A 23,681-nucleotide genomic window follows, 5' to 3' on the forward strand; every position below is an offset into this window, starting at 1 on the left:
TTGATTGAAGAGGGTTGAATAATGGAGCAGCCAGTCATTAAAGAAGGGACTTTAGCTTTAATTGATACTTTTGCGTATTTGTTTAGAAGCTATTACATGAGCGCTAAAACAAAACCTTTAACCAACGATAAGGGCTTTCCTACAGGGCTTTTAACGGGGCTTGTGGGCATGGTTAAAAAATTTTATAAGGATAAAAAAAACATGCCTTTTATCGTGTTCGCCCTAGAAAGCCAGACTAAAACTAAAAGAGCTGAAAAACTGGGCGAATACAAACAAAATCGTAAAGACGCCCCTAAAGAGATGCTTTTACAAATCCCTATCGCTTTAGAATGGTTGCAAAAAATGGGTTTTACTTGCGTGGAAATGAGCGGGTTTGAAGCCGATGACGTGATCGCTACTCTAGCCACGCTAAGCCCTTATAAAACGCGCATTTATTCTAAAGATAAGGATTTTAACCAGCTTTTGAGCGATAAAATCGCGCTTTTTGATGGCAAAACGGAGTTTTTGGCGAAGGATTGCGTGGAAAAATACGGGATTTTGCCGAGTCAATTCACGGATTATCAGGGCATTGTAGGGGATAGCAGCGATAATTACAAGGGGATTAAGGGCATTGGGAGCAAGAACGCTAAGGAATTGTTACAACAATTAGGGAGCTTGGAAAAAATCTATGAAAATTTAGACTTGGCGAAAAATTTACTCAGCCCTAAAATGTATCAAGCCCTTATACAAGACAAAGAGAGCGCGTTTTTAAGCAAAGAATTAGCCACTTTAGAAAGAGGGTGCATTAAAGAATTTGATTTTTTAAGTTGCGCTTTTCCTAGCGAAAACCCCCTATTGAAAATCAAAGACGAACTGAAAGAATATGGTTTTATTTCCACTTTAAGGGATTTAGAAAAATCCCCTTTAATTGTAGAAAACGCCCCCATATTAGACAGCGCCCCCGCCTTAGAAAACGCCCCTAAAAAATCGTGCATGATCGTTTTAGAAAGCGCTGAGCCTTTGAGCATGTTTTTAGAAAAATTAAAAAACCCTAACGCTAGGGTTTTTATGCGTTTGGTGCTAGATAAAGAAAAAAAAGTTCTAGCCCTAGCGTTTTTATTACAAGATCAAGGCTATTTTTTACCTTTAGAAGAGGCGTTATTTTCGCCCTTTTCTTTGGAGTTTTTGCAAAACGCTTTTTCTCAAATGTTACAGCATGCGCAAATCATTGGGCATGATTTAAAGCCTTTATTGAGCTTTTTAAAAGCCAAATATCAGGTGTCTTTAGAAAACATCCGCATCCAGGACACTCAAATTTTAGCGTTTTTAAAGAATCCGGAAAAAGTGGGGTTTGATGAGGTTTTAAAGGAATATTTAAAAGAAGATTTAATCCCGCATGAAAAAATCAAAGATTTTAAAACAACAAGCAAGGCGGAAAAATTAGAGCAATTGAGTTTGGAATTAAACGCTTTAAAGCGTTTGTGCGAATACTTTGAAAAAGGGGGGCTAGAAGAGGGTTTGCTTATTTTGGCTAGAGACATTGAAACGCCGTTCATGAAAGTTTTAATGGGCATGGAATTTCAAGGCTTTAAGATTGATGCGCCTTATTTCAAGCGATTAGAGCAGGAGTTTAAAGATGAATTAAACGTTTTAGAGCGCCAAATTTTGGATTTAATCGGCGTGGATTTTAACCTCAATTCGCCCAAGCAACTTAGCGAAGTCTTGTATGAAAAATTAGGGCTTCCTAAAAATAAAAGCCATTCTACCGATGAAAAAAATTTGTTAAAAATCCTAGACAAGCACCCAAGCATCCCTTTGATTTTAGAATACAGGGAATTGAATAAGCTTTTTAACACTTACACCACTCCCTTATTGCGCTTAAAAGACAAAGACGATAAAATCCATACCACTTTCATCCAAACCGGCACAGCTACCGGGCGTTTAAGCTCGCATTCGCCTAATTTGCAAAATATCCCGGTGCGATCGCCTAAAGGCTTACTCATTCGTAAGGGCTTTATCGCTAGCTCTAAAGAATATTGTTTGCTAGGGGTGGATTATTCGCAGATTGAATTGCGCTTATTAGCCCATTTCAGCCAGGATAAGGATTTAATGGAGGCGTTTTTAAAGGGGCGAGACATCCATTTAGAAACTTCTAAAGCGTTGTTTGGAGAAGATCTGGCCAAAGAAAAACGATCCATCGCTAAAAGCATTAATTTTGGGCTGGTGTATGGCATGGGGAGTAAGAAATTGAGCGAAACTTTAAACATCCCTTTAAGTGAGGCTAAAAGTTACATAGAAGCGTATTTCAAGCGATTCCCTAGCATTAAAGATTATTTAAATGGCATGCGAGAAGAGATTTTAAAAACTTCTAAGGCCTTTACTTTGCTGGGGCGTTACCGGGTGTTTGATTTTAATGGCGTGAATGATTATGTCAAGGGCAATTATTTGCGAGAGGGCGTGAATGCGATTTTTCAAGGGAGCGCGAGCGATTTATTGAAATTAGGCATGCTCAAAGTGAGCGAGCGTTTCAAAAATAACCCTTCGGTGAGGCTGCTTTTGCAAGTGCATGACGAATTGATTTTTGAAATTGAAGAAAAAAACGCCCCAGAGTTGCAGCAAGAAATCCAACGCATTCTTAATGATGAAGTGTATCCTTTGAGGGTGCCGTTAGAAACGAGCGCGTTTATCGCTAAGCGTTGGAATGAACTAAAAGGTTAGTTTTTAATTGAGTTTAAGAAAAAATATATTATTATTTCTTTATAAGTAATACTTAGCCATTTTAAGCTAATATAATATAAAGTCATTATCAAAGAATAAAGGGAAGAGACTGAATGTTGAAAAGAATTATATTGTTAGGGGCTTTGGGTGTTGTGGCGAGCGCTGAAGAGAGCGCGGCTTTTGTGGGAGTCAATTACCAGGTGAGCATGATACAAAATCAGACTAAAATGGTGAATGACAACGGCTTGCAAAAACCTTTGATAAAGTTCCCGCCTTATGCAGGAGCGGGTTTTGAAGTGGGCTATAAGCAATTTTTTGGTAAGAAAAAATGGTTTGGCATGCGTTATTATGGGTTTTTTGACTACGCGCACAACCGCTTTGGCGTGATGAAAAAGGGTATCCCGGTGGGCGAGAGCGGGTTTATTTACAATAGCTTTAGTTTTGGTGGGACGACTTTAACGGAAAGGGATTCCTATCAAGGGCAATACTATATTAATTTATTCACTTATGGTGCAGGGCTAGATACGCTGTGGAATTTTGTGAATAAAGAAAACATGGTTTTTGGTTTTGTCGTGGGGATCCAATTAGCGGGGGATAGTTGGGCAACGAGTATCAGTAAAGAGATCGCTAGTTATGTAAAACACCACAGCGATTCCAGCTATAGCCCGGCGAATTTCCAGTTTTTATGGAAGTTTGGGATCCGCACCCATATCGCTAAACACAATAGCCTGGAATTAGGGATTAAAGTGCCTACGATCACGCACCGGCTTTTCTCCATCACCAACGAAAAGGGATACACCTTACAGGCTGATGTGCGTAGAGTCTATGCGTTTCAAATCAGTTATTTGAGGGATTTTTAACCCCTTTTTAGATACAATCGCACCTGAAAAAACTATCCATTTAAAGGTGTGAAATGCCAAATTTAGAAAATTTAGACTGGAAAAATCTGGGCTTTAGCTACATTAAAACGGATTTTCGCTTCATCGCCGCTTATAAAAACGGCTCGTGGTCGCAAGGCGAATTGGTTAGCGAAAATGCGTTACAGCTCAGCGAAGGCTCACCGGTCTTGCATTATGGGCAGGCTTGTTTTGAAGGCTTGAAGGCTTACCGCTCTCAAAAGGGGAAAGCTCTTCTTTTTCGCCCTTTAGAAAACGCCAAACGCTTGCAAACTTCATGCGAAAGACTGCTCATGCCCAAAGTGAGCGAAGAGCTGTTTTTAAAAGCATGCGCTGAAGTGATTAAAGCGAATCAAAAATGGCTCGCTCCTTACAAAAGTGGGGCGAGTTTGTATTTGCGCCCTTTTGTCATAGGCGTGGGGGATAATTTGGGGGTAAAGCCGGCCAGTGAATACCTTTTTATCGTGTTTTGCGCGCCGGTGGGGGCGTATTTTAAGGGGGGCATAGAAAAAGGGGGGGCTAGGTTTATCACTACGGCGTTTGATAGAGCCGCGCCTAAAGGCACCGGTGGGGTGAAAGTGGGGGGGAATTATGCCGCAAGCCTGTTAGCCCATAAAATAGCCACAGAGCAAGGCTATGATGATTGCATTTATTTAGACCCCACCACGCACACTAAGATTGAAGAAGTGGGGGCGGCGAATTTTTTTGGCATCACGCATGATAGTGCCTTTATCACCCCGCATTCGCCAAGCATTCTGCCAAGCATTACCAGAAAAAGTTTGATGGTTTTGGCTAAAGAATGTTTGAAACTCAAAGTAGAAGAGAGGGAGATTTTAATTGATGAGTTGGGCGCGTTTAAAGAAGCTGGAGCGTGCGGGACAGCTGCGATCATTACGCCCATTAAAGAAATCGCGCATAACGACAAGTCTTATTCTTTTGAAGCGCCGGGCAATATTACCAAACAACTCTATGATTTGCTTTTATCCATCCAGCAAGGCGAACAAGAAGCCCCCAAAGATTGGATTTTTGAAGTTGGCTAAAAGGTTAAAATTTATAGCTGTATGCCGCATAAAATAGGGGCGAAGTTTCAAAGCGACTAGAGCTAGAAAGCAATCTGGCGGTGGGCAAGATCTTAAACCCTAATTCAATGCGGTGCCTTAAAAAAAGCGTGAGCATGACCCCTCCACTAATCGCTAATCCCCCTGAAACCACAGAATGTTTAAAAAACTTGAAATTTTGCTTGTCTGTATAAACGACTAAAGCCCCCCTAGCTCCCCCAAACGCCCCTAAATAATGCTTATAACTCCCTAGAGGAAATTCCATGATCACATCCAAACCCACCGCAAGCATGGTAAAAAAAGAGTTGGTAGGATCTTTATAGCTTTGATAATTCACTTTTCCTGACCCAAGATCCCATGCAAAAACCCCCCTGATCCCGATGTATTTTTTAAAAAAACTTTGCACGCCGGTTTTTAAATTGAGCGTGGCGATCCAATCTTTCATTTCCTTGCCTTGATAGTCCTTAATGGCTTCTACAGCGCCAACCCCCCCTAAAAAATACCACCCGCTTTTTTTACGTGTGAGCTTTTGGCGGTTAATGATGCTCCTGTAAAGCTTTTCATGGGCTTCTTGGTAATTTTTTTTGGGGGTTTTATTGCGCAAAATAGGCATGGCTTCAAGGGGTGGAATGACAAATCCCCCTATCAAAAAAACGCACAAAAAAATGATTTTTTTAAACATTTTAAAAATAATTAATCCTTTATTGAATAGAGTATTGTTTAACTTTTTGGTTTATCATTGTGTTAAAATAGTCGTTTTAACAAACAAAATTTTGTTAATAGATTTTACCTAATCTAAGAGAGAATGTATTTTAATGAAGACAGAGAAACAAAAATTTTTAGAGATGCGTAAAGATGGGGCTAACTCTGTGCTGATTTTAAGAGGGGATTGGGATTTTAGAACGAGCGTGTTTCGTTTAGATGAGTTGAAAAAAAATTTATTAGATCATCAAGGGCCTTTAAAAATGGATTTTTCAGGGTGCCAAAAAATAGATTTTGTTTTTGGCATGTTTTTATTTGATCTCATCAAGGAGCGTTCTTTAAACATTGAATTGTGTAACGTGAGCGAGAATAACGCTTGCGCTTTGAAAGTGGTTAAAGACTGGCTTGAAAAAGAAGACGATTTGGAATCTAAAAAAGCGGGCAAAAAATACGAACTCATGATCACTAAATTGGGTAAGAGTCTTGTAGAGACTTATAACACCTTTTTAAACGCATTCAATTTTTGCGGCATGATTTTATTTTACTTCATTAAAAGCGTTTTCAACCCCAAACGCTTTTGCATCACTCCTTTGCTCTATCATATCAATGAATCCGGGTTTAAGGTTTTGCCGGTGAGTATTTTAACGGTGTTTATCGTGGGGTTTGCCGTTGCTTTGCAAGGGGCTTTACAACTACAAGACTTGGGCGCGCCTTTGATGTCGGTGGAAATGACGGCCAAACTCGCTTTAAGAGAGATCGGTCCTTTCATTTTAACCCTTGTGGTGGCCGGGAGGAGCGCGAGCAGTTTTACCGCCCAAATTGGGGTGATGAAGATCACTGAAGAATTGGATGCGATGAAAACCATGGGCTTTAACCCTTTTGAATTTTTAGTGTTGCCTAGGGTGTTAGCCTTAGTGATTGTTTTGCCTTTATTGGTGTTTATCGCTGATGCGTTCGCCATTCTTGGGGGCATGTTTGCGATTAAATACCAATTGGATCTAGGCTTTCCAAGCTATATAGACAGATTTCATGACACAGTGGGTTGGAATCATTTTTTGGTAGGGATTGTCAAAGCCCCTTTTTGGGGGTTTGCGATTGCGATGGTGGGGTGCATGCGCGGGTTTGAAGTCAAGGGGGATACCGAGAGCATTGGGCGCTTGACCACCATTAGTGTCGTGAACGCTTTGTTTTGGATCATTTTCTTAGACGCTATTTTTTCTATTCTCTTTTCTAAGTTGAACATATAATGAACGCTACTAACAACCAAGTCTTAATTGAAGTGAAGGATCTCCATAGCGCTTTTGGAAGCACCATTATCCATAGGGGCGTGAGTTTTAGCGTGCATAAGGGCGAAGTGATGGCGATTTTAGGAGGGTCAGGGAGCGGTAAAAGCACGCTTTTAAGGTGCATGATCTTGCTCAATCGCCCTACAAAGGGGGAAGTGTTGCTTTTTGGGGAAGATATATGGAAACTCAAAGAAGCAGAGCAGCAAAAGATTTTTAACCGTTGTGGCATTTGCTTCCAGTTTGGGGCGCTTTATAGCTCTTTAACGGTTTTAGAAAATGTGGGCGTGATGCTAGAGCAATACGGCGCTTATTCTAAAAAAATTGTTGAAGAAATTTCTAAAATGTGGATTGAAAGAGTGGGTTTGCCCCCTAGGGCTTACCACCTTTACCCCTATGAATTGAGCGGGGGGATGAAAAAGCGCGTGGGTATAGCTAGGGCTATGGCAACTAACCCTGAGATCTTGTTTTTAGATGAGCCAACAAGCGGGCTGGATCCTTATAGCGCGGGCAAATTTGACGAACTCATCATGACACTCAAAGAGAGCTTACAGCTTACGGTGGTGATGATCACGCATGATTTGGACTCCGTGCATGATTGCGTGGATCGATTCATCATGCTCAAAGACGGGCTATTAGAATTTAACGGGGATTTAAAAGATTTTATTAAAAAGGCTCAAACTCAAGGGCTAGATGAAGGCAATTTATTCAATTCAACACGAGGAGAGAAATTTTGGAAAGGCATGTGAATTACACTTTAATCGGCGGGCTCTTCTTTTTATGCTTAGTGTGCATGGTGGGTTTTATTTTATGGCTAGGCCATTTGGGATTAGATGACGGGAAGTATTATGAATATGTGGTCTATACGGACAAAGACTTGGGAGGCATTGCGACCAACTCGCCCATAAATTACAAGGGGATTCAAGTGGGTAATGTCATTAAGGTGGGTTTTGCAAAGGATAAAGTGGGGGTGGTCCGTTTGGATTTGATGATCAAATCCAGCGTTAAGATCCGTAAAGACTCCAAAGTGGCGGTTTCTTCTAGAGGGTTTATGGGGTTAAAATTTTTAGCCTTAGAGCAAAGCCACAATGAAGAATTTTATGGTAGCGGCGATAAAGGGGAGCGGATTTTAATCTTTAAAGAAGGGCTTATGGATCGCTTGAGCGGTGATGCTAATCAAGTGGTGCAAGAAGTGATGAAAGCGATTAGGAATGTGAATAGGATTTTAGACGATGAAAACGTGGAAAAATTCAAGCACATTCTCACTTCAGTGGATGATCTCATCGCTAACTTGGATTCAAGAAAGACTCAATTTGATTCTTTGATTAACAACGCTAACAACCTTGTTTCTAATGTCAATAATGTGGCTTTAGATGTGGATAAACGCGTCAAACAGGGGCAATACGACTTTAAGGCGATGTTCACTCCCTTAATCATGCAAGCACAGTTGAGCTTAAGAAACATTGATAACTTTGTGGAAAAAGGCTCTGCTTTGATAGATAAATTTGACGCTAACCCCTATAAAACGATTTTTGGAGAAAGGAAATAACCATGAGAGCTACGGCGATAAAAATCTTTTCATTCTCATCAGCACTCGCCCTATTGCTTCAGGGTTGCTTGAGCATTAATTTAAAACAAATGCTGCCAGAAATCAGAACTTATGATTTGAATGCGAGTTCTTTTGAAATGACGCAATGCCCTAAACCTTTGACTGAAGTAAGGCTCATTAGCATTTTGAGTGCGGATTTATTCAACACTAAAGAGATCGTGTTTAAAGCGCAAGACGGGCAGATCACGCATGGGAAGCACCAAAAATGGATAGACTTGCCTCGCAACATGCTAAAAACCATGTTCATGCAAGAAGCGCAAAAAGCATGCTTAGGCGTGGCTTTGCCCCCTTATGGCGCGGGTGCGCCCACTTATGCGGTTCGTTTTACGATTTTGTCGTTTTCTCTTTTAGAAAAAGAAAATTCTACTTACAGGGCGGAATTCGCGCTAGGCTATGATATTAGCGTGAAAGGCGATTCGTATTCTGGAGTGATCATTAAGCATGAAAATATTTCTAGCTTGGAAAATAAAACGACCAAAACGAGTAAAAATGGCAGTCAAGATTTCCAAGAAAGCGCGATACAATCCCTCCAACATGTCAGCACGCAAGCGATGCAAGAAGCGATTTCTTTGATTAAAAAAGCCATTGAAGCGCAAAGTGTAAGCCCGTTAAAAAAATAAAATAAGGAGAAACTATTTGAATTTACGATTAGCTGGAGCAAGCGTTTTAACGGCTTGTGTCTTTTCGGGGTGTTTTTTTTTAAAAATGTTTGATAAAAAACTTTCTAGCAACGATTGGCATATCCAAAAAGTAGAAATAAACCATCAAGTCTATGACATTGAAACCATGCTCGCTGATAGCGCTTTTAGAGAGCATGAAGAAGAGCAAGATTCCTCTTTAAATACCGCTTTACCTGAAGATAAAGCAGCAATTGAAGCTAAAGAGCAAGAGCAAAAAGAAAAAAGGAAACACTGGTATGAGCTTTTTAAAAAGAAGCCAAAGCCCAAAAGCTCTATGGGAGAGTTTGTGTTTGATCAAAAAGAAAATCGTATTTATGGGAAAGGCTATTGCAACCGGTATTTTGCCAGCTACACATGGCAGGGCGATAGGCACATCGCAATTGAAGATAGCGGGATTTCAAGAAAAGTGTGTAAAGATGAGCATTTAATGGCGTTTGAATTGGAATTTATGGAGAATTTTAAGGGTAATTTTATGGTAACTAAGGGCAAGGACACGCTTATTTTAGACAACCAAAAAATGAAAATTTATTTGAAAACGCCATGAGTTTATGTTTTGTGTTTTAATACGATCTAAAATCAAAAAAACATTCTAAATGATAAAGGGATTAAAAAAATTTTAAGAATGGGGGATAGGGGGTGTTTTGAAACAATCCTCCCCCTACAACCCTCCAACTAAATCCCTCTAAACCCCATAAAGATCGCTTTTTAAGAAATTATCGCTTGACTAAAGTCAAGCTCTCTATTATTTATTGGTTGCAAAAGCGCTAAAAGTATTTTTTAAGTTTTCATAATCAAATCCCCCTTAAAGGGATTTTTTGAAATCAAAAAGAGGGTTTAGGGGTTTTGTCCGTCATTACAGGGAGTTCTGGGTAGATTATTTTAGGTTTTTTACCCTTTAAGGCTTCAAAGAAGGTTTCAATCTTTTTCGCTTCTGCATCGCTGATTTCAATGCCTAATTGGATAGAGCCCATTTCTTTAATCGCATCCTTGACATCCCAGAATTGCCCGTTATGGAAATAAGGCATCGTTTCGGTGATATTCCTTAAAGTAGGCACTTTCACAAGCCCGTTTTTATCGCCTTTGAAATCGCCCACATTAGCGAATTTATAAGGTTTGACCACCCCAAAAGGCTGCATTGTCCCCCCAAGATTGATGCCATTATGACACGCCACACAGCCTTTAGAAATGAATAAATCCAGCCCCTCTTTTTCGGCTTTACTGAGCGCTTTAGGATTGCCTCTTAAAAAATCATCGTAACGGCTTGGAGTAATGAGCGTGGCTTCAAACATAGCGATACTATCAGCGATCAATTTAAAATCAATTTTGACTTTAGAGCCATAAGCTTTTCTAAAGAGCTTGACATAGCCTGGTATGGAATTGATTTTTTCTACCACGACTTTAGGATCAGCCCCCATTTCAAAAGAAGATTGGATCGGGCCTTGCGCTTGTTCGTTTAAATGCGTAACCCTACCATCCCAAAACTGCACATCGTTAAACACGGAGTTATACACCGTTGGGGAGCTTAAAAGGTGGGGGTTTTTCTTCCATTGAGAGCCTATGGCGCTTGGGATTAGATCCACCCCGCCTAAGCCCAGATTATGACATGTGTTGCAAGACACAAGATAGGAAGTGGAAATCCTAGGGTCAAAATAGAGCATTTTGCCTAATTCCACTTGAGCGGAGGTCATGATTTCGCTGTTTTTAGCGCCAATGCCCACATCTCTGGTTTTTTTGATCTGGTATTCTTTGAGCGCTTTGCCCATAGGCATGGGTTCTAATTGGCTTTCCTTCGCTTTTTTAATCAAATCCATATCGCTTAAAGCATAAACGCAAGAAAAAGCCAAGCAAACGCCCAATAAAATGGATTTTTTCATGATGAACTCCTAAAATAGTATTAAAAATAAGACAAAACTTTCTTATTATAACCACCATTTTAAAATAATTCACCACTAAACGATCCGATAAAGAGTTTTTTAAAGAGCGATAGGTATAATGGCGTTAAATCCAAATAAGGGTTATAAGATGAAAGAGAATAAAGCTTTTACGCATTTGCACTTGCACACAGAATATTCGCTTTTAGACGGGGCGAACAAGATTAAAATCTTAGCCAAACGCATTAAAGAATTGGGCATGAAAAGCGTGAGCGTAACCGACCATGGGAACATGTTTGGAGCGATTGATTTTTACACGAGCATGAAAAAAGAAGGCATCAAGCCTATTATCGGCATGGAAGCGTATATCCATAACGATGACAACCTCTCTAGCAAAGAAACCAAGCAACGCTTCCATTTGTGCCTGTTCGCTAAAAACCAAGAGGGCTATGAAAACTTGATGTTTTTAAGCTCTATGGCGTATTTAGAAGGGTTTTATTATTTCCCGCGCATCAATAAAAAGCTTCTAAGGGAGCATTCTAAGGGCATTATCGCTTCTAGCGCGTGCTTGCAAGGGGAAGTCAATTACCATTTGAATACTAACAATGAGAGAAACCGCAAGTATGGGGCTAAAGGCTATGATGAAGCCAAAAAAATCGCTTGCGAATACCAGGAAATTTTTGAAGACGATTTTTATTTAGAAATCATGCGCCATGGCATTTTAGATCAGCGATTCATTGATGAGCAAGTCATTAAAATGTCCTTAGAGACAGGGTTAAAAATCATTGCCACCAACGACACCCACTACACCATGCCCAATGACGCTAAGGCTCAAGAAGTGGCGATGTGCGTAGCGATGGGTAAAACCCTAAACGATAAGGGGCGCTTGAAACACTCCGTGCATGAGTTTTACATTAAATCCCTTGAAGAAATGGCGAAGCTGTTTGCGGATATTCCAGAAGCTTTAGAAAACACCCAAGAAATCGCTGATAAATGCGTTTTAGAGATTGATTTAAAAGACGATAAAAAGAACCCCCCAACCCCCCCAAGCTTCAAATTCACTAAAGCTTACGCTAAAGAAGAGGGGCTGAATTTTGAAGATGACGCTTCTTATTTCGCTTATAAGGCCAGAGAAGGCTTGAAAGAGCGCTTGATCTTAGTGCCAAAAGAAAAGCATGATCAATACAAAGAACGCCTAGAAAAAGAAATTGAAGTCATCACGAACATGAAATTCCCAGGGTATATGCTGATCGTGTGGGATTTTATCCGTTACGCTAAAGAAATGGGTATTCCTGTGGGACCTGGTAGGGGGAGCGCGGCCGGGAGTTTGGTGGCTTTTGCGCTAAAAATCACCGATATTGACCCTTTGAAATACGATCTGCTCTTTGAAAGGTTTTTGAACCCTGAACGAGTCAGCATGCCTGATATTGATACGGATTTTTGCCAGCGCCGGCGTAAGGAAATCATAGAATACATGATTGAAAAATACGGCAAATACAATGTGGCGCAAGTCATCACCTTTAATAAAATGTTGGCTAAAGGCGTGATCAGAGATGTCGCAAGGGTTTTGGACATGCCTTATAAGGAGGCTGATGATTTTGCCAAGCTCATACCCAACCGATTAGGCATCACGCTTAAGGGCTATGAAAAAAATGGCGAGTTCATAGAGGGGGCGTGGGAACTAGAGCCTAAAATCAAGGAATTGGTAGAAAGCAATGAAGTAGCCAAACAAGTGTGGGAGTATTCGCTCAATTTAGAGAATTTGAATCGCAACGCAGGCGTGCATGCCGCAGCCTTAGTGGTGGATAGCCAAAAAGAATTGTGGCACAAAACCCCTTTATTTGCCTCTGAAAAAACCGGCGGTATCGTTACGCAATATTCCATGAAGTATTTAGAGCCGGTGGATTTGATCAAGTTTGACTTCTTGGGGCTTAAAACCTTGACCGTGATTGATGATGCGCTTAAAATCATTAAAACGCAACATAACATTGATGTGGATTTTTTATCGTTGGATATGGACGATCCGAAAGTGTATAAAACGATCCAAAGCGGGGATACGGTGGGGATCTTCCAGATTGAATCCGGGATGTTTCAAGGGCTTAACAAGCGCTTAAGGCCTTCAAGCTTTGAAGACATTATCGCCATTATCGCGCTAGGCAGACCAGGACCCATGGAATCAGGCATGGTAGATGATTTTGTGAACAGAAAGCATGGCGTTGAGCCTATCGCTTATGCGTTTAAAGAATTAGAGCCGATTTTAAAGCCCACTTACGGCACGATCGTCTATCAGGAGCAAGTGATGCAAATCGTGCAAACTATCGGTGGTTTTAGCTTGGGTGAAGCGGATCTCATCCGTCGCGCTATGGGGAAAAAAGACGCTCAGATCATGGCGGACAATAAGGCCAAGTTTGTAGAAGGCGCTAAAAATTTAGGGCATGATGGCCAAAAGGCGGCTAATTTGTGGGATTTGATCGTTAAATTTGCCGGCTATGGTTTCAACAAATCGCATTCAGCGGCTTATGCGATGATCACTTTCCAAACGGCGTATTTAAAGACTTATTACAAGCATGAGTTCATGGCAGCGATGCTCACTAGCGAATCCAATAAGATTGAATCCGTGGCACGCTATATTGATGAGGTTAGGGCTTTAGAAATTGAAGTGATGCCTCCGCACATCAATTCTTCTATGCAAGATTTCAGCGTGGCGGAGTTTAAAAATCAAAAAGGCGAGTTAGAAAAGAAAATCGTGTTTGGTTTGGGAGCGGTTAAGGGGGTTGGGGGTGAGCCGATTAAAAACATCATTGAAGAAAGGGCTAAAGGGGATTATAAGAGTTTGGAAGATTTTATTTCACGGGTGGATTTTTCTAAACTCACTAAAAAATCTTTAGAGCCATTGGTGAAATCAGGGAGCTTGGACAATTTAGGCTACACTAGAAAAACCATGCTCGCTAACTTGGATTTGATCTGCGATGCCGGGCGCGCTAAAGACAAGGCTAATGAAATGATGCAAGGGGGTAACTCTCTTTTTGGAGCCATGGAAGGCGGAATTAAAGAGCAGGTTATTTTAGATATGGTTGATTTGGGCGAACATGACGCTAAAACGCTTTTAGAATGCGAATATGAAACTTTAGGAATCCATGTTTCAGGCAACCCTTTAGACGAGTTTAAAGAAGAAATTAAGGGCTTTAAAAATTTAGTCAAAAGCATTGATATTGAAGAGTTGGAGATTGGCTCGCAGGCTTATTTGCTGGGTAAAATCATGGAGGTTAAAAAGAAAATTGGCAAACGAAGCGGTAAGCCTTATGGCACAGCGGACATTTTGGATCGATACGGCAAGTTTGAACTCATGCTTTTTGAAAAGCAACTAAACGCTTTAGAAGAGTTGGATATTAATAAGCCCTTAGTGTTTAAATGCAAGATTGAAGAGCAAGAAGAAGTGGCGCGATTAAGGCTTTTTGAAATCTTGGATTTAGAGAGCGCTAGGGAGGTTAAAATCCCTAAAGCCCGTTATAAAGACCCTGAAAAGCAAAAAGAAGACGTGCGCGAAATCCCCCCCATGGAAATGCTCGCCTCCAGTTCTTGCTCTTTGGCGATCGTGTTAGAAAACGATGTGAAAAAAGAGTTTTTAAGACAGATCAAAGAGAGCGCTCTAAAACACCAGGGTAAACGCCCCTTGTATTTGATCATCAAAGATAAGGATAAGCAATTCAAAATCCAAAGCGATTTAATGGTAAATGAAAAGATTAAGGACGATTTTAAAGGGTTAGAGTGGAGGGATTTAGCTTGAGGATCAACCAATTTTTAGCCCATTACACCAAGCATTCCAGAAGAGAAGCTGAAAAATTGGTTTTAGAAGGGCGGGTGAAAATCAACCATGAGCATGCCAAACTCGCTAGCGTGGTTAAAGAAAACGACAAGGTGTTTTTAGACAAACGACTCATCAAGCCTTTAAAAAACAAAAAATTCAGCGTGCTAGTCTATCATAAGTCAAAGGGCGAATTAGTGAGCAAAGCCGATCCCTTAAAACGGCGCGTGATTTATGAAAGCTTGGAGAAAAAATACGCCCATTTTGCGCCGGTGGGGCGTTTGGATTTTGCGAGCGAGGGGGTGCTACTCTTAAGCGATAGTAAGGCGGTGGTGAGCGCTTTAATGCATGCGAATTTAGAAAAAGAGTATCTTGTTAAAATTCAAGGCTTTGTTACACGAGAGATGGAAAACGCCATGCAAGAGGGCTTGAAATTAAAAAACGCTACTAAGGGAGCGCACCAAAAAACCCCCATTAAAAGCATGGAATTTGCCCCCTTTGTTGGTTATGAAATCATCAAAAACCATGCCAAACACTCTAAACTGAGAGTCATTATTAATGAGGGGAAAAATAGAGAACTGAGGCGTTTTTTTGCGTTTTTTAACGCTGGGGTGTTGGATTTAAGGCGCGTTCGTTATGGTTTTGTGAATTTGAATGCCTTGCCGGTAGGGAAAATGCGTTTTTTAAACCGCCAAGAATACAACCAATTGCATGCGTTTATGGCTAATAGGGCTAATACTAAAGGGGATTAGCGCTTGAGTTATGCTATACTTCAGCGGTTGGGGGAAATAAAAAATAAGGATTATCATGTTAGAAGTGATTAACGGAAAGAATTACGCAGAAAAAACCGCTCATCAAGCGGTAGTGGTTAATGTGGGGGCGAGTTGGTGCCCGGATTGCAGGAAGATTGAGCCGATCATGGAAAATTTAGCCAAAACCTACAAAGGCAAGGTGGAATTTTTTAAGGTTTCTTTTGATGAAAGCCAGGATCTCAAAGAGAGCTTAGGCATCCGCAAGATCCCTACTTTGATTTTTTACAAAAACGCCAAAGAAGTGGGTGAAAGGCTTGTAGAACCTAGCTCTCAAAAACCGATTGAAGACGCCTTAAAAGCATTATTATAAAGGGCGTTAAAGAGTCTTATTGTTAAAATAAGAGCTTGTAAAAATCTTTTTTAGCCCCTTTTTTGATAGGGGGCTAACTGCAAATAGCTTTTATATTACTTCTTTATCTCAAAAAATCGTTTTTATCGTTTTTAAATAAGGTGTTTGTTAAAAAAGTTTCTTTAATTAAGCTAAAAATGAGCGGATTTGTGGTATTAATGCTTACAGTGTGAAATTTGTAGGGCTAAAACTTGTAAAATGTGAAAAAAAAGACACATAAAATGCTAAAATCCGCAAAAACACTGTGTGTTTAGATTAGAAGTTTAAAATTAGGAACGGAAGTATCTGTTTTAAATTTTGAATAGGGAGTTTCTATCATTATGGTATTGAAAACAAAATTAAAAATTATAAGCTCGGTGATTTTGAGTACTTTATTGTGGGTGGGTTGCTCAAGCGAAATGGCAACTTATCAAAATGTGAATGATGCCACTAAAAATACGACTGCAAGTATCAATAGCACGGATTTATTGCTAACCGCTAACGCCATGTTAGATTCCATGTTTAGCGACCCTAATTTTGAGCAACTCAAGGGCAAGCATTTGATTGAAGTTTCAGATGTGATTAACGACACCACTCAGCCCAATTTGGACATGAATCTTTTGACGACCGAAATCGCGCGGCAGTTGCGGTTGCGATCTAATGGGAGGTTCAATATCACAAGGGCGAGTGGAGGGAGTGGTATTGAAGCAGACAGCAGAATGGTGAAACAGCGCGAAAAAGAACGAGAGAGCGAAGAGTATAATCAAGACACCACTGTAGAAAAAGGCACTTTAAAAGCCGCTGATTTATCTTTAAGTGGTAAAGTATCCAGTATCGCAGCCTCTATTAGTAGTTCTAGGCAACGCTTAGACTACGACTTCACCCTAAGCCTTACCAATAGGAAAACGGGTGAAGAGGTATGGAGCGATGTTAAGCCTATTGTGAAAAATGCTAGCAATAAGCGTATGTTTTAAATTTATATTTGAAAGGATGAGCGATGAAAAATCAAGTTAAAAAAATTTTAGGGATGAGTGTGATAGCAGCGATGGTGATCGTAGGTTGTAGCCATGCCCCAAAATCAGGTATCAGTAAAAGCAATAAGGCATACAAAGAAGCGACTAAAGGTGCTCCTGATTGGGTTGTAGGGGATTTGGAAAAAGTGGCGAAGTATGAAAAATATTCAGGGGTCTTTTTAGGAAGGGCTGAAGATTTGATCACCAATAACGATGTGGATTATTCTACGAATCAGGCTACAGCGAAAGCCAGGGCTAATTTAGCGGCGAATCTAAAATCCACTTTACAAAAAGATTTGGAAAATGAAAAAACCAGAACGGTAGACGCTTCTGGTAAAAGGTCCATCAGCGGCACTGATACTGAAAAAATTTCTCAATTAGTGGATAAGGAATTGATCGCTTCTAAAATGCTCGCCCGCTATGTCGGTAAAGATAGGGTTTTTGTTTTAGTGGGCTTGGATAAGCAAATTGTGGATAAAGTGCGCGAAGAGTTAGGCATGGTTAAAAAGTAGGGTTTTAATGAAACGCCTTGCTGTCGCGCTTATTTTGGTGTTGGGGGTTGTGTGGGGGAAATCCTTGCCTAAGTGGGCAAAAGATTGCTCAAAAGAGATGCGGATTGAAAAGACCCAAACCAAAGACGAAAAAATTTTAGTGTGTGGGATGAGCGATGTATTGCTTTCAGATATGGATTATAGCTTGTCCTCAGCCAGACAAAACGCCTTAGAGAAAGTGATGGAAGCTTTCAAGGGGGATAAAATAGAGATTAAGGCTAGTGAGCTAAAGGCCACTTTTATTGATACGGATAAAGTTTATGTGCTTTTAAGGATTACTAAGAAGCATGTCGCTTTAATGAATGAGTGAGGATTGATAATGAAAAAGATTATTCTTGCATGCCTTGTGGCTTTTGTGGGTGCCAATTTAAGCGCAGAGCCTAAGTGGTATAGCAAGGCCTATAACAAAACAAACACCCAAAAAGGCTATCTTTATGGGAGTGGTTCAGCCACTTCTAAAGAGGCTTCTAAACAAAAAGCGTTAGCGGATTTAGTGGCGTCTATTAGCGTGGTGGTCAATTCACAAATCCATATTCAAAAAAGTCGTGTGGATAATAAGTTAAAATCCAGCGATTCACAAACGATCAACTTAAAAACCGATGACTTGGAATTGAATAATGTAGAAATTGTCAATCAAGAAGCACAAAAAGGGATCTACTACACCAGAGTAAGGATTAACCAAAACTTGTTTTTGCAAGGTTTAAGGGATAAGTATAACGCTCTTTATGGGCAGTTTTCCACCTTAATGCCTAAGGTTTGTAAAGGGGTTTTTTTACAGCAATCTAAGAGCATGGGGGATTTATTGGCTAAAGCGGCGCCTATGGAAAGGATTTTAAAAGCGTATTCTGTCCCGGTGAGTTCTCTAGAAAATTATGAAAAAATCTACTATCAAAACGCTTTCAAACCTAAAGTGCGAATCGCTTTTGATGATAACAGCGACGCAGAGATTAAAAACGCTCTCATGAGCGCTTACGCCAGAGTGCTAACCCCTAGCGATGAAGAAAAGCTCTATCAAATCAAAAATGAAGTTTTCACAGACAGTGCTAATGGCATCACACGCATTAGAGTGGTTGTTAGCGCGAGCGATTGTCAAGGCACGCCCGTATTGAATAGAAGCCTTGAAGTGGATGAAAAGAATAAGAATTTTGCTATCACGCGCTTGCAATCTTTGCTTTATAAAGAATTGAAAGATTACGCTAATAAAGAAGGGCAGGGCAATACGGGGCTATAAGCAAGGTATTAATCTTGCTTTATGCTTATTCATTCAGTTTTGTAGCATTATTATTTTGTTTAGCGTGGCGTTTTTGCACCTATTAAAATAATCCCCTAAAAGTTCATGGCTTTTGTTCTCGCCAAATAAACTAAAACGTTATTCAATGCTCTTTATCCCACAAACTCATCTAAACCACACCCACTAAAAACTAAAATCTTTTTTAAGAGCCAACGCAAGCGAGCTTATTTGAAAAAACCAAATGACTTTGGGCGTTCAAATCCTCAAACCCCCTAGCTCACTTATTTGTCCCAAATCTAACGAACATTTTTAAAAGCTAACGCATTTTTAAACCAAACGACCGCCTAAAAAAGGGCGTTTCAATACGAAAGGAAAAAGAAAACAGGGAACAAACAAACGAGATGCAAAAAAGCTTCAACGAGCTTAAAGAAATCACGCAAGCGATACAAGAACAAAAAGAGCGAACACTAACGCTCGCTCGCAAAACAGCGTTAAACCGCCTGCAAAAGAGCCTAAAAAGAGCGTTTTGGAGCCAATAGGGAGTTGAAGCCAATTTTTAACCCCTAAAAAATCCACCCGTAATTAAAAAACACTTTAAAATGACTGCCCCCTTCATTGAGGGTGATAGAATTGGTATAAGCGCCATCGCTAGAAACGATCCTAGATTTCAATTGGACTAAAGGAACGCTAATGCCTATAGAATATTTAGAATGCTTGTAGCGGTAATTCAACCCACCGGTCACATTTAAATTACCGCTCCCTTTGTATTGGTTCAGCAAATAATAGCTATTGTATAAGCCCCTTAACCCCCCAAACACCCCAAGAGAGGAAGTGAAAACCCTCTTGGTTAGATTGTTTTTAGGGTTCTTTTCGTTAGTGTAATTGGTGATGAAATCAAACAGCACATCCATTCCCACACCATAGCTTAATTGCTGGATTTTTTCGTTATTGGCTTGAGCGTAGTTGTATTTGATGATGCCATAAGAAGACAACCCTAGATAATCATTAAAATATTTTTGATAGCCCATTTTAAGATTAACGCCCAATAAGGGGGCTCCAAAGGGCCGTGAGGTTTTTGAAGTGCGATAGGTGGTAGCGCTAGATTTAGAAGATGAAAGGCTTTGACTGATCGCGCTAAGCATGGTGGTCGCAAAGTCTTGCGTGTTCAAGCTGGCGTTTAAATAGTTGGTTTGGCTGCTCAAATTAGTAAAATCCACCGGTAGGGCGTTTTGATCAATGAGTTGTTGCCAAACAGCGCTGGTAACGCCTATAAGCCCGGCGGGGACTTGAGAGCAATCGGTATAGATGGAATTAGGATAGCTGCCCGCTGTATAGGGCTTATCTTTAAAACGAGAACACACATCATAGGTAGAACCATCGGTGTCTCGCACTTCATGCCCGTTCTCAAACACTTGCACTTCTTTCCCATCCACTTGCTCTATCCTCCCGCCCTGACAGCGCTCTTCTGGCCTATTGTTTTCTTCGCACATGCGCACTCTTTGATAAGTCATGTTCCCGTTATGCGTATAGCCTAAAGTATGCCCGTATTCATGGATGATGTCTCTTAATTGCATGATGGCGACTTTATTCAAATCTTTGCCAAACAGTATTTCAGGATCCAAGAAAGGGGACAATATCCCTAAAGCGCCAAAATTGGTGCCATCATCGCCTGGGCCATTCGGGCCACCATATTGAGACCCTAACCCTAAATCCCCTCCTCTTGTGGGCAAGAGATTCACATAAATATTATTAGCGACTCTATAGCTATAGATAACATCTTGCGGCGTCAATATCACTGAGCCTGTTTGCCCGTTTTCTATATTGTATTCATCTCCTTTATTTTTAGCGATCAATTTAGGATCAACAAGCCCATCGTTGTAAGGATTCACGCATGTAAGGTAATCAGAATAACATGGCGCTGAAAGGTTGTTGTCGCTAAATTGGAAAGGAGCGTTTAAGACGGCGTCTTCCCAAGATTTAGAATCAAACACCGCCATCATGTTCAGCATTAAATTGGTCAAATTTTTAGCGTCTTGAGAGGTGAAAGGCGGCACTTTAGCCACGCAATTTTCTTGATTTTCGTATGGAGGGCATGGGGGTTTAGAGCCACTGCCGTTACCGCTAGAAAATTGGTTGTAATTGATATAAGTCATTTGAAGATTGGTTGTAACCCTACTGAGCTTATCAAACAGATTCTGCGTGCTGGCATCAGAAAATCGTGTGGTGTTGGTTTGGAGTTGCTGGAAGCCATCAGCGTTAAGTTGCGGATCGTTAAACAAGCTTGCAGGCAGAATGATTTGAGATTGTTTAGGGATAGTCTCTATCACGCCCAAACTGACTACATTGCCTTGATCGTCCGTGTAACTCAGCTCAATGTTGTTCAAGTTATAAGGCAGGAAGTTTTGTATCATAATCAAGCTGTTATTACCATAGCCTGCTTCCTCAGCGCTTTCTTGGTTATAAGCGGTTACATACACAGGGGTTGAAGAGTAAAAGGTTAAGTTGGTGATATTATCCTCTGCAAACAACTCAGTCGCATTCTTTAAAATGGTGCTTTGGGAGATGTAGTATTTCCCATAGGTGCTTTGAGGGGTAATGGGTTTTGGTTTGGGTTTAGGTTTGGGTTTTTCTTGAGTGGTGGCGATGGTTTGTTCTTGAGTTTGTGTGCCTTGTAATAGCCCGGTTTCAAACCCGGCTTCTATGAAAAAGCCGTCTTTTTGGTGTTTTTGAAAGGCTTCCATAGCGGTGAATGAGCTGATTAGGGACAAACAAATCGTTTTACTGGCGAGTTTTAACATGAAATCTCCTTAATGGTCTTTTTTAACATTTTTACTCAAAAGCAGTTGATAGTATGTATATATTTTAAACTAGCTTATTTTACCCCTTTTTGAAAAATGGCAGTATTGTTTTTGCAAATACGGATACTAAACGGCGCTAATGGGTAAAAAAGTCTTAAAAAGTAGCGCTAAAGGGGTTTTAATCCATGCTTTAAGCGATTTCATTTGCCTAAGCAAAATTCGCTGAACATGCTATCAAGCATCTGGCTGGTTTCATAAGGGCGGGTGAGCAAGTTCAAGTTTTCTATCGCGCTTAAAATATGATAAGAAAAAAGCTCTAAAGTGTCTAAATGGCTTTTAGCGTTTTGCAATTCAGTAATGGCGTTTTCTAGGGCGGTTGTTTGGGCTAGGGAAGTGAGCAAGAGCTTGTTTTGGGTGTCTAGTTTGGGGAAAAACCCACTGATTTTTTGGCTCAAATCTTTCAAGCAAGCCTTGGAATTTAGGGTGTTGGTCTCTAGGATAGAATAAGGGATTTTAAGATAAGATTTTAAAATTTCAAGCTCTAGTTTGGGGGCTAAATCGTTTTTATTCAAAACGACAATACAAGGCTTTTTGGCGCGATTAAGGGTGTCCATAAGGTTAAAATCTTCTTTTTCTAGGGGTTTAGAAAGATCAAACACGCCTAAAATAATGTCGCAATTTTCTAAACTTTTAAGGCTTTTTTCAATCCCTAAACGCTCTATTTCATCCGCGCTCTCTCTAATACCAGCCGTATCAATCAAGCGCACCTTATGCCCTTTTAGTTCAATGACTTCTTCTATAGTGTCTCTTGTCGTGCCTTTAATATCGCTCACCAAAGCCCTTTCTTCTAAAAGCATGGCGTTTAACAGGGAGCTTTTACCGGCATTGGGTTTGCCAACAATGCTTAAGGCATGCCCCTTATTCCTTTGTTTTTGCGCGTTAGAAAAATCCAATAAATCCTTAAAAGAGGCGATTTGTCTTTCTAAATTAAAAGACACTTCCTTTAAAAAATCGCTAGGGATGTCTTCTTCGCTATAATCAATCAAAACTTCTGAGCTCGCCAAAAGCTTTAAAAGATTATTCCTGGCCTCTTCAATAAAAATTTTCAACTCCCCTTTAAGCTGCCTGGCTAGAGCGTTTAAAACGCTTTCATCTTCACAAAGGATGAGCTGAACGCTCGCTTCAATCTCGCTCAAATCCATTTTATGGTTTAAAAAGGCTTTTTTGCTAAATTCCCCCGCTTTAGCGAGCCTAGATCCTAAATTCAAGCAAGCTTGTAAGATATTTTGCGCTAAAAGGGGGCTTCCATGGCATTGGATTTCGCACACATCTTCACCGGTGAAACTATAGGGGGCTTTGAAATAAATCACTAACGCTTTGTCTAATAAAACGCCATTAGAAAAAATATCGCACACGTAAGCGTATCTGGGGGTGAAGTCTTGTTTTTGGGTGAGTTGTTTGAGAATGTTTAGGGCGTTATGGCCGCTGATTTTAATGATGCTAATCGCTCCCTTGCCTAAAGGGGTAGCGATAGCGGCGATGGTGTCATTCATTGTTAAAGTCGTTGATAACGATGTATTTTTCATCGTTTAAGTTGGTTTTGATAGAAACATACTTATTAGGGAACGCTTTTCGTAATTTCTTTAAAGCGATATAGGTTAAAACGCCATCAGGGGCTTTCATCTGCCCCTTACCCACTTCATGCACGGTCATGATCACGCTTTGGAGTTGCGCTTCCATAACCTTTTCTTGGTTTTGTAAAAAAGTGGAGATTTCTAAGCAGATGCTATAGCCATAAGCAGGGTGGATCCAGTTAAAGAGCAAGTAAGAAAGGGCTTTGTAACGATAGCCTTTCTCGCCAATCAAAAGGGCGGAATCTTCGCCATCAATATCGATCAATAAAACCCCCGGTTCGTAAAGACTCACCTCCACTTTATTGATTTTATAAGGCAAATGGGAGAATAAGTCTTTCAATTCTTGCTTAATTTCATGGAGTTTGTCTCCATTATGAGATTCTTCTTTAAGGTTTTTTTTAGGGGGTTTAGGGGTAATTCTTTCTTCTTGCGGTGTTTCTGTTTCTAAGTTTTGTTTTTTTTCTTCTGCACTTTGATGGATTCCTTTCGTGTCAATTTCTTTAACGCTCTCTTCTTTAACCTCCTTAACGCTTTCTTTAACGCTCGCTAAAATAATGGCTTCTTTTTTACCTATATTTAAAAAACCTTTAGAGGGCGTTTGAATGACTTCATATTGCAAATTAATAATGGGGCAATTCAAGGCGATAGAAGCTTGAATGAGGGCTTCTTCTAAGGTTTTGGCTTTGATTTCAATAGGATTTTGCATCAATTTT

The 23,681-nt window shown here is 40.3% G+C and carries 21 protein-coding genes; 16 read left to right on the forward strand and 5 right to left on the reverse strand.

The annotated features are described in order from the left end of the window. The first annotated feature begins 21 nt into the window (after positions 1-21). From polA to ilvE, 3 genes are all read left to right on the forward strand, one after another. A complete protein-coding gene (polA, locus tag CS889_RS07035; protein ID WP_172825135.1) occupies positions 22-2,697 on the forward strand; it encodes a DNA polymerase I in 2,676 nt (891 codons plus the stop codon). Positions 2,698-2,810: 113 nt separating this feature from the next. Next, positions 2,811-3,557, forward strand: a complete 747-nt coding sequence (locus CS889_RS07040) for an outer membrane protein (RefSeq protein WP_089087247.1) — start codon at positions 2,811-2,813, stop codon at positions 3,555-3,557. 53 nt (positions 3,558-3,610) lie between these two features. Then, entirely contained in the window at positions 3,611-4,633 is a 1,023-nt protein-coding gene (ilvE, locus tag CS889_RS07045) for a branched-chain-amino-acid transaminase (RefSeq protein WP_089087248.1), read from the forward strand. A gap of 4 nt (positions 4,634-4,637) precedes the next feature. On the opposite strand, the gene CS889_RS07050 is transcribed toward ilvE, so the two are convergent. Next, positions 4,638-5,333: an outer membrane protein gene (locus tag CS889_RS07050; protein WP_000473453.1), complete on the reverse strand. Its 696-nt coding sequence runs from the start codon at positions 5,331-5,333 to the stop codon at positions 4,638-4,640. A gap of 133 nt (positions 5,334-5,466) precedes the next feature. Here CS889_RS07050 and CS889_RS07055 point away from each other — a divergent pair, with 133 nt between their 5' ends. From CS889_RS07055 to CS889_RS07075, 5 genes are read left to right on the forward strand one after another with little or no spacing between them, the layout of a single operon-like run. Then, a complete protein-coding gene (locus CS889_RS07055) occupies positions 5,467-6,600 on the forward strand; it encodes an ABC transporter permease (RefSeq protein WP_000845800.1) in 1,134 nt (377 codons plus the stop codon). Next, complete coding sequence (locus CS889_RS07060; RefSeq protein WP_000994580.1) at positions 6,600-7,385, forward strand: ABC transporter ATP-binding protein; 786 nt, start codon at positions 6,600-6,602, stop codon at positions 7,383-7,385. The genes CS889_RS07055 and CS889_RS07060 overlap by 1 nt, the downstream gene beginning before the upstream one ends. After that, entirely contained in the window at positions 7,370-8,185 is an 816-nt protein-coding gene (locus tag CS889_RS07065) for an MlaD family protein (RefSeq protein WP_000439510.1), read from the forward strand. The genes CS889_RS07060 and CS889_RS07065 overlap by 16 nt, the downstream gene beginning before the upstream one ends. 2 nt (positions 8,186-8,187) lie before the next feature. Further along, positions 8,188-8,865 (forward strand): hypothetical protein, encoded by a 678-nt coding sequence (locus CS889_RS07070; RefSeq protein WP_089087249.1) that lies wholly within the window; start codon positions 8,188-8,190, stop codon positions 8,863-8,865. Positions 8,866-8,881: 16 nt separating this feature from the next. Beyond that, positions 8,882-9,469, forward strand: a complete 588-nt coding sequence (locus tag CS889_RS07075) for an META domain-containing protein (RefSeq protein WP_172825136.1) — start codon at positions 8,882-8,884, stop codon at positions 9,467-9,469. Between the two features lie 277 nt (positions 9,470-9,746). Here CS889_RS07075 and CS889_RS07080 read toward each other — a convergent pair whose 3' ends face one another. Beyond that, on the reverse strand, positions 9,747-10,799 hold the full coding sequence (locus CS889_RS07080) for a cytochrome-c peroxidase (protein ID WP_000748352.1): 1,053 nt from the start codon (positions 10,797-10,799) through the stop codon (positions 9,747-9,749). 148 nt (positions 10,800-10,947) lie between these two features. On the opposite strand from CS889_RS07080, the gene dnaE reads away from it, so the two are divergent. From dnaE to CS889_RS08260, 8 genes are all read left to right on the forward strand, one after another. Then, complete coding sequence (gene dnaE / locus CS889_RS07085; RefSeq protein ID WP_089087250.1) at positions 10,948-14,583, forward strand: DNA polymerase III subunit alpha; 3,636 nt, start codon at positions 10,948-10,950, stop codon at positions 14,581-14,583. Beyond that, complete coding sequence (locus CS889_RS07090; protein WP_089087251.1) at positions 14,565-15,353, forward strand: pseudouridine synthase; 789 nt, start codon at positions 14,565-14,567, stop codon at positions 15,351-15,353. The genes dnaE and CS889_RS07090 overlap by 19 nt, the downstream gene beginning before the upstream one ends. 55 nt (positions 15,354-15,408) lie before the next feature. Continuing rightward, positions 15,409-15,723, forward strand: a complete 315-nt coding sequence (locus CS889_RS07095) for a thioredoxin family protein (protein WP_000895155.1) — start codon at positions 15,409-15,411, stop codon at positions 15,721-15,723. Between the two features lie 359 nt (positions 15,724-16,082). Next, a complete protein-coding gene (gene lpoB / locus CS889_RS07100) occupies positions 16,083-16,715 on the forward strand; it encodes a penicillin-binding protein activator LpoB (protein WP_000243404.1) in 633 nt (210 codons plus the stop codon). A gap of 23 nt (positions 16,716-16,738) precedes the next feature. Further along, entirely contained in the window at positions 16,739-17,266 is a 528-nt protein-coding gene (locus tag CS889_RS07105; protein WP_000795968.1) for an LPP20 family lipoprotein, read from the forward strand. 7 nt (positions 17,267-17,273) lie between these two features. After that, on the forward strand, positions 17,274-17,615 hold the full coding sequence (locus CS889_RS07110; protein ID WP_089087252.1) for a hypothetical protein: 342 nt from the start codon (positions 17,274-17,276) through the stop codon (positions 17,613-17,615). 9 nt (positions 17,616-17,624) lie between these two features. After that, entirely contained in the window at positions 17,625-18,536 is a 912-nt protein-coding gene (locus tag CS889_RS07115) for an LPP20 family lipoprotein (protein WP_000720444.1), read from the forward strand. 401 nt (positions 18,537-18,937) lie between these two features. Next, a complete protein-coding gene (locus CS889_RS08260) occupies positions 18,938-19,075 on the forward strand; it encodes a hypothetical protein (RefSeq protein WP_157694402.1) in 138 nt (45 codons plus the stop codon). A 24-nt stretch (positions 19,076-19,099) separates the two neighbouring features. On the opposite strand, the gene CS889_RS07125 is transcribed toward CS889_RS08260, so the two are convergent. The 3 genes from CS889_RS07125 to CS889_RS07135 form a co-directional block, all read right to left on the reverse strand. Continuing rightward, the gene (locus tag CS889_RS07125; RefSeq protein WP_089087254.1) at positions 19,100-21,334 is read right to left on the reverse strand and encodes an outer membrane beta-barrel protein; all 2,235 of its coding nucleotides are present in this window, start codon (positions 21,332-21,334) and stop codon (positions 19,100-19,102) included. A gap of 200 nt (positions 21,335-21,534) precedes the next feature. Continuing rightward, positions 21,535-22,887: a tRNA uridine-5-carboxymethylaminomethyl(34) synthesis GTPase MnmE gene (gene mnmE / locus CS889_RS07130; protein WP_172825137.1), complete on the reverse strand. Its 1,353-nt coding sequence runs from the start codon at positions 22,885-22,887 to the stop codon at positions 21,535-21,537. Next, entirely contained in the window at positions 22,880-23,674 is a 795-nt protein-coding gene (locus CS889_RS07135; RefSeq protein ID WP_089087256.1) for a Jag N-terminal domain-containing protein, read from the reverse strand. The genes mnmE and CS889_RS07135 overlap by 8 nt, the downstream gene beginning before the upstream one ends. Between the last annotated feature and the right edge of the window lie 7 nt (positions 23,675-23,681).

It is taken from the genome of Helicobacter pylori, from assembly GCF_900120335.1.
Lineage (GTDB): Bacteria > Campylobacterota > Campylobacteria > Campylobacterales > Helicobacteraceae > Helicobacter > Helicobacter pylori_BU.

Bases quoted from the DNA above. Each gene is read 5' to 3' on its own strand.
- CS889_RS07115 (WP_000720444.1), top strand. From the start codon at position 17,625: ATGAAAAAGATTATTCTTGCATGCCTTGTGGCTTTTGTGGGTGCCAAT.
- CS889_RS07040 (WP_089087247.1), top strand. From the start codon at position 2,811: ATGTTGAAAAGAATTATATTGTTAGGGGCTTTGGGTGTTGTGGCGAGC.
- polA (WP_172825135.1), top strand. From the start codon at position 22: ATGGAGCAGCCAGTCATTAAAGAAGGGACTTTAGCTTTAATTGATACT.
- CS889_RS07070 (WP_089087249.1), top strand. From the start codon at position 8,188: ATGAGAGCTACGGCGATAAAAATCTTTTCATTCTCATCAGCACTCGCC.
- CS889_RS07125 (WP_089087254.1), bottom strand. From the start codon at position 21,334: ATGTTAAAACTCGCCAGTAAAACGATTTGTTTGTCCCTAATCAGCTCA.
- lpoB (WP_000243404.1), top strand. From the start codon at position 16,083: ATGGTATTGAAAACAAAATTAAAAATTATAAGCTCGGTGATTTTGAGT.
- CS889_RS07050 (WP_000473453.1), bottom strand. From the start codon at position 5,333: ATGTTTAAAAAAATCATTTTTTTGTGCGTTTTTTTGATAGGGGGATTT.
- CS889_RS07095 (WP_000895155.1), top strand. From the start codon at position 15,409: ATGTTAGAAGTGATTAACGGAAAGAATTACGCAGAAAAAACCGCTCAT.
- CS889_RS07055 (WP_000845800.1), top strand. From the start codon at position 5,467: ATGAAGACAGAGAAACAAAAATTTTTAGAGATGCGTAAAGATGGGGCT.
- mnmE (WP_172825137.1), bottom strand. From the start codon at position 22,887: ATGAATGACACCATCGCCGCTATCGCTACCCCTTTAGGCAAGGGAGCG.
- CS889_RS07110 (WP_089087252.1), top strand. From the start codon at position 17,274: ATGAAACGCCTTGCTGTCGCGCTTATTTTGGTGTTGGGGGTTGTGTGG.
- CS889_RS07105 (WP_000795968.1), top strand. From the start codon at position 16,739: ATGAAAAATCAAGTTAAAAAAATTTTAGGGATGAGTGTGATAGCAGCG.
- dnaE (WP_089087250.1), top strand. From the start codon at position 10,948: ATGAAAGAGAATAAAGCTTTTACGCATTTGCACTTGCACACAGAATAT.
- CS889_RS07060 (WP_000994580.1), top strand. From the start codon at position 6,600: ATGAACGCTACTAACAACCAAGTCTTAATTGAAGTGAAGGATCTCCAT.
- CS889_RS08260 (WP_157694402.1), top strand. From the start codon at position 18,938: ATGCAAAAAAGCTTCAACGAGCTTAAAGAAATCACGCAAGCGATACAA.
- CS889_RS07135 (WP_089087256.1), bottom strand. From the start codon at position 23,674: ATGCAAAATCCTATTGAAATCAAAGCCAAAACCTTAGAAGAAGCCCTC.
- CS889_RS07080 (WP_000748352.1), bottom strand. From the start codon at position 10,799: ATGAAAAAATCCATTTTATTGGGCGTTTGCTTGGCTTTTTCTTGCGTT.
- ilvE (WP_089087248.1), top strand. From the start codon at position 3,611: ATGCCAAATTTAGAAAATTTAGACTGGAAAAATCTGGGCTTTAGCTAC.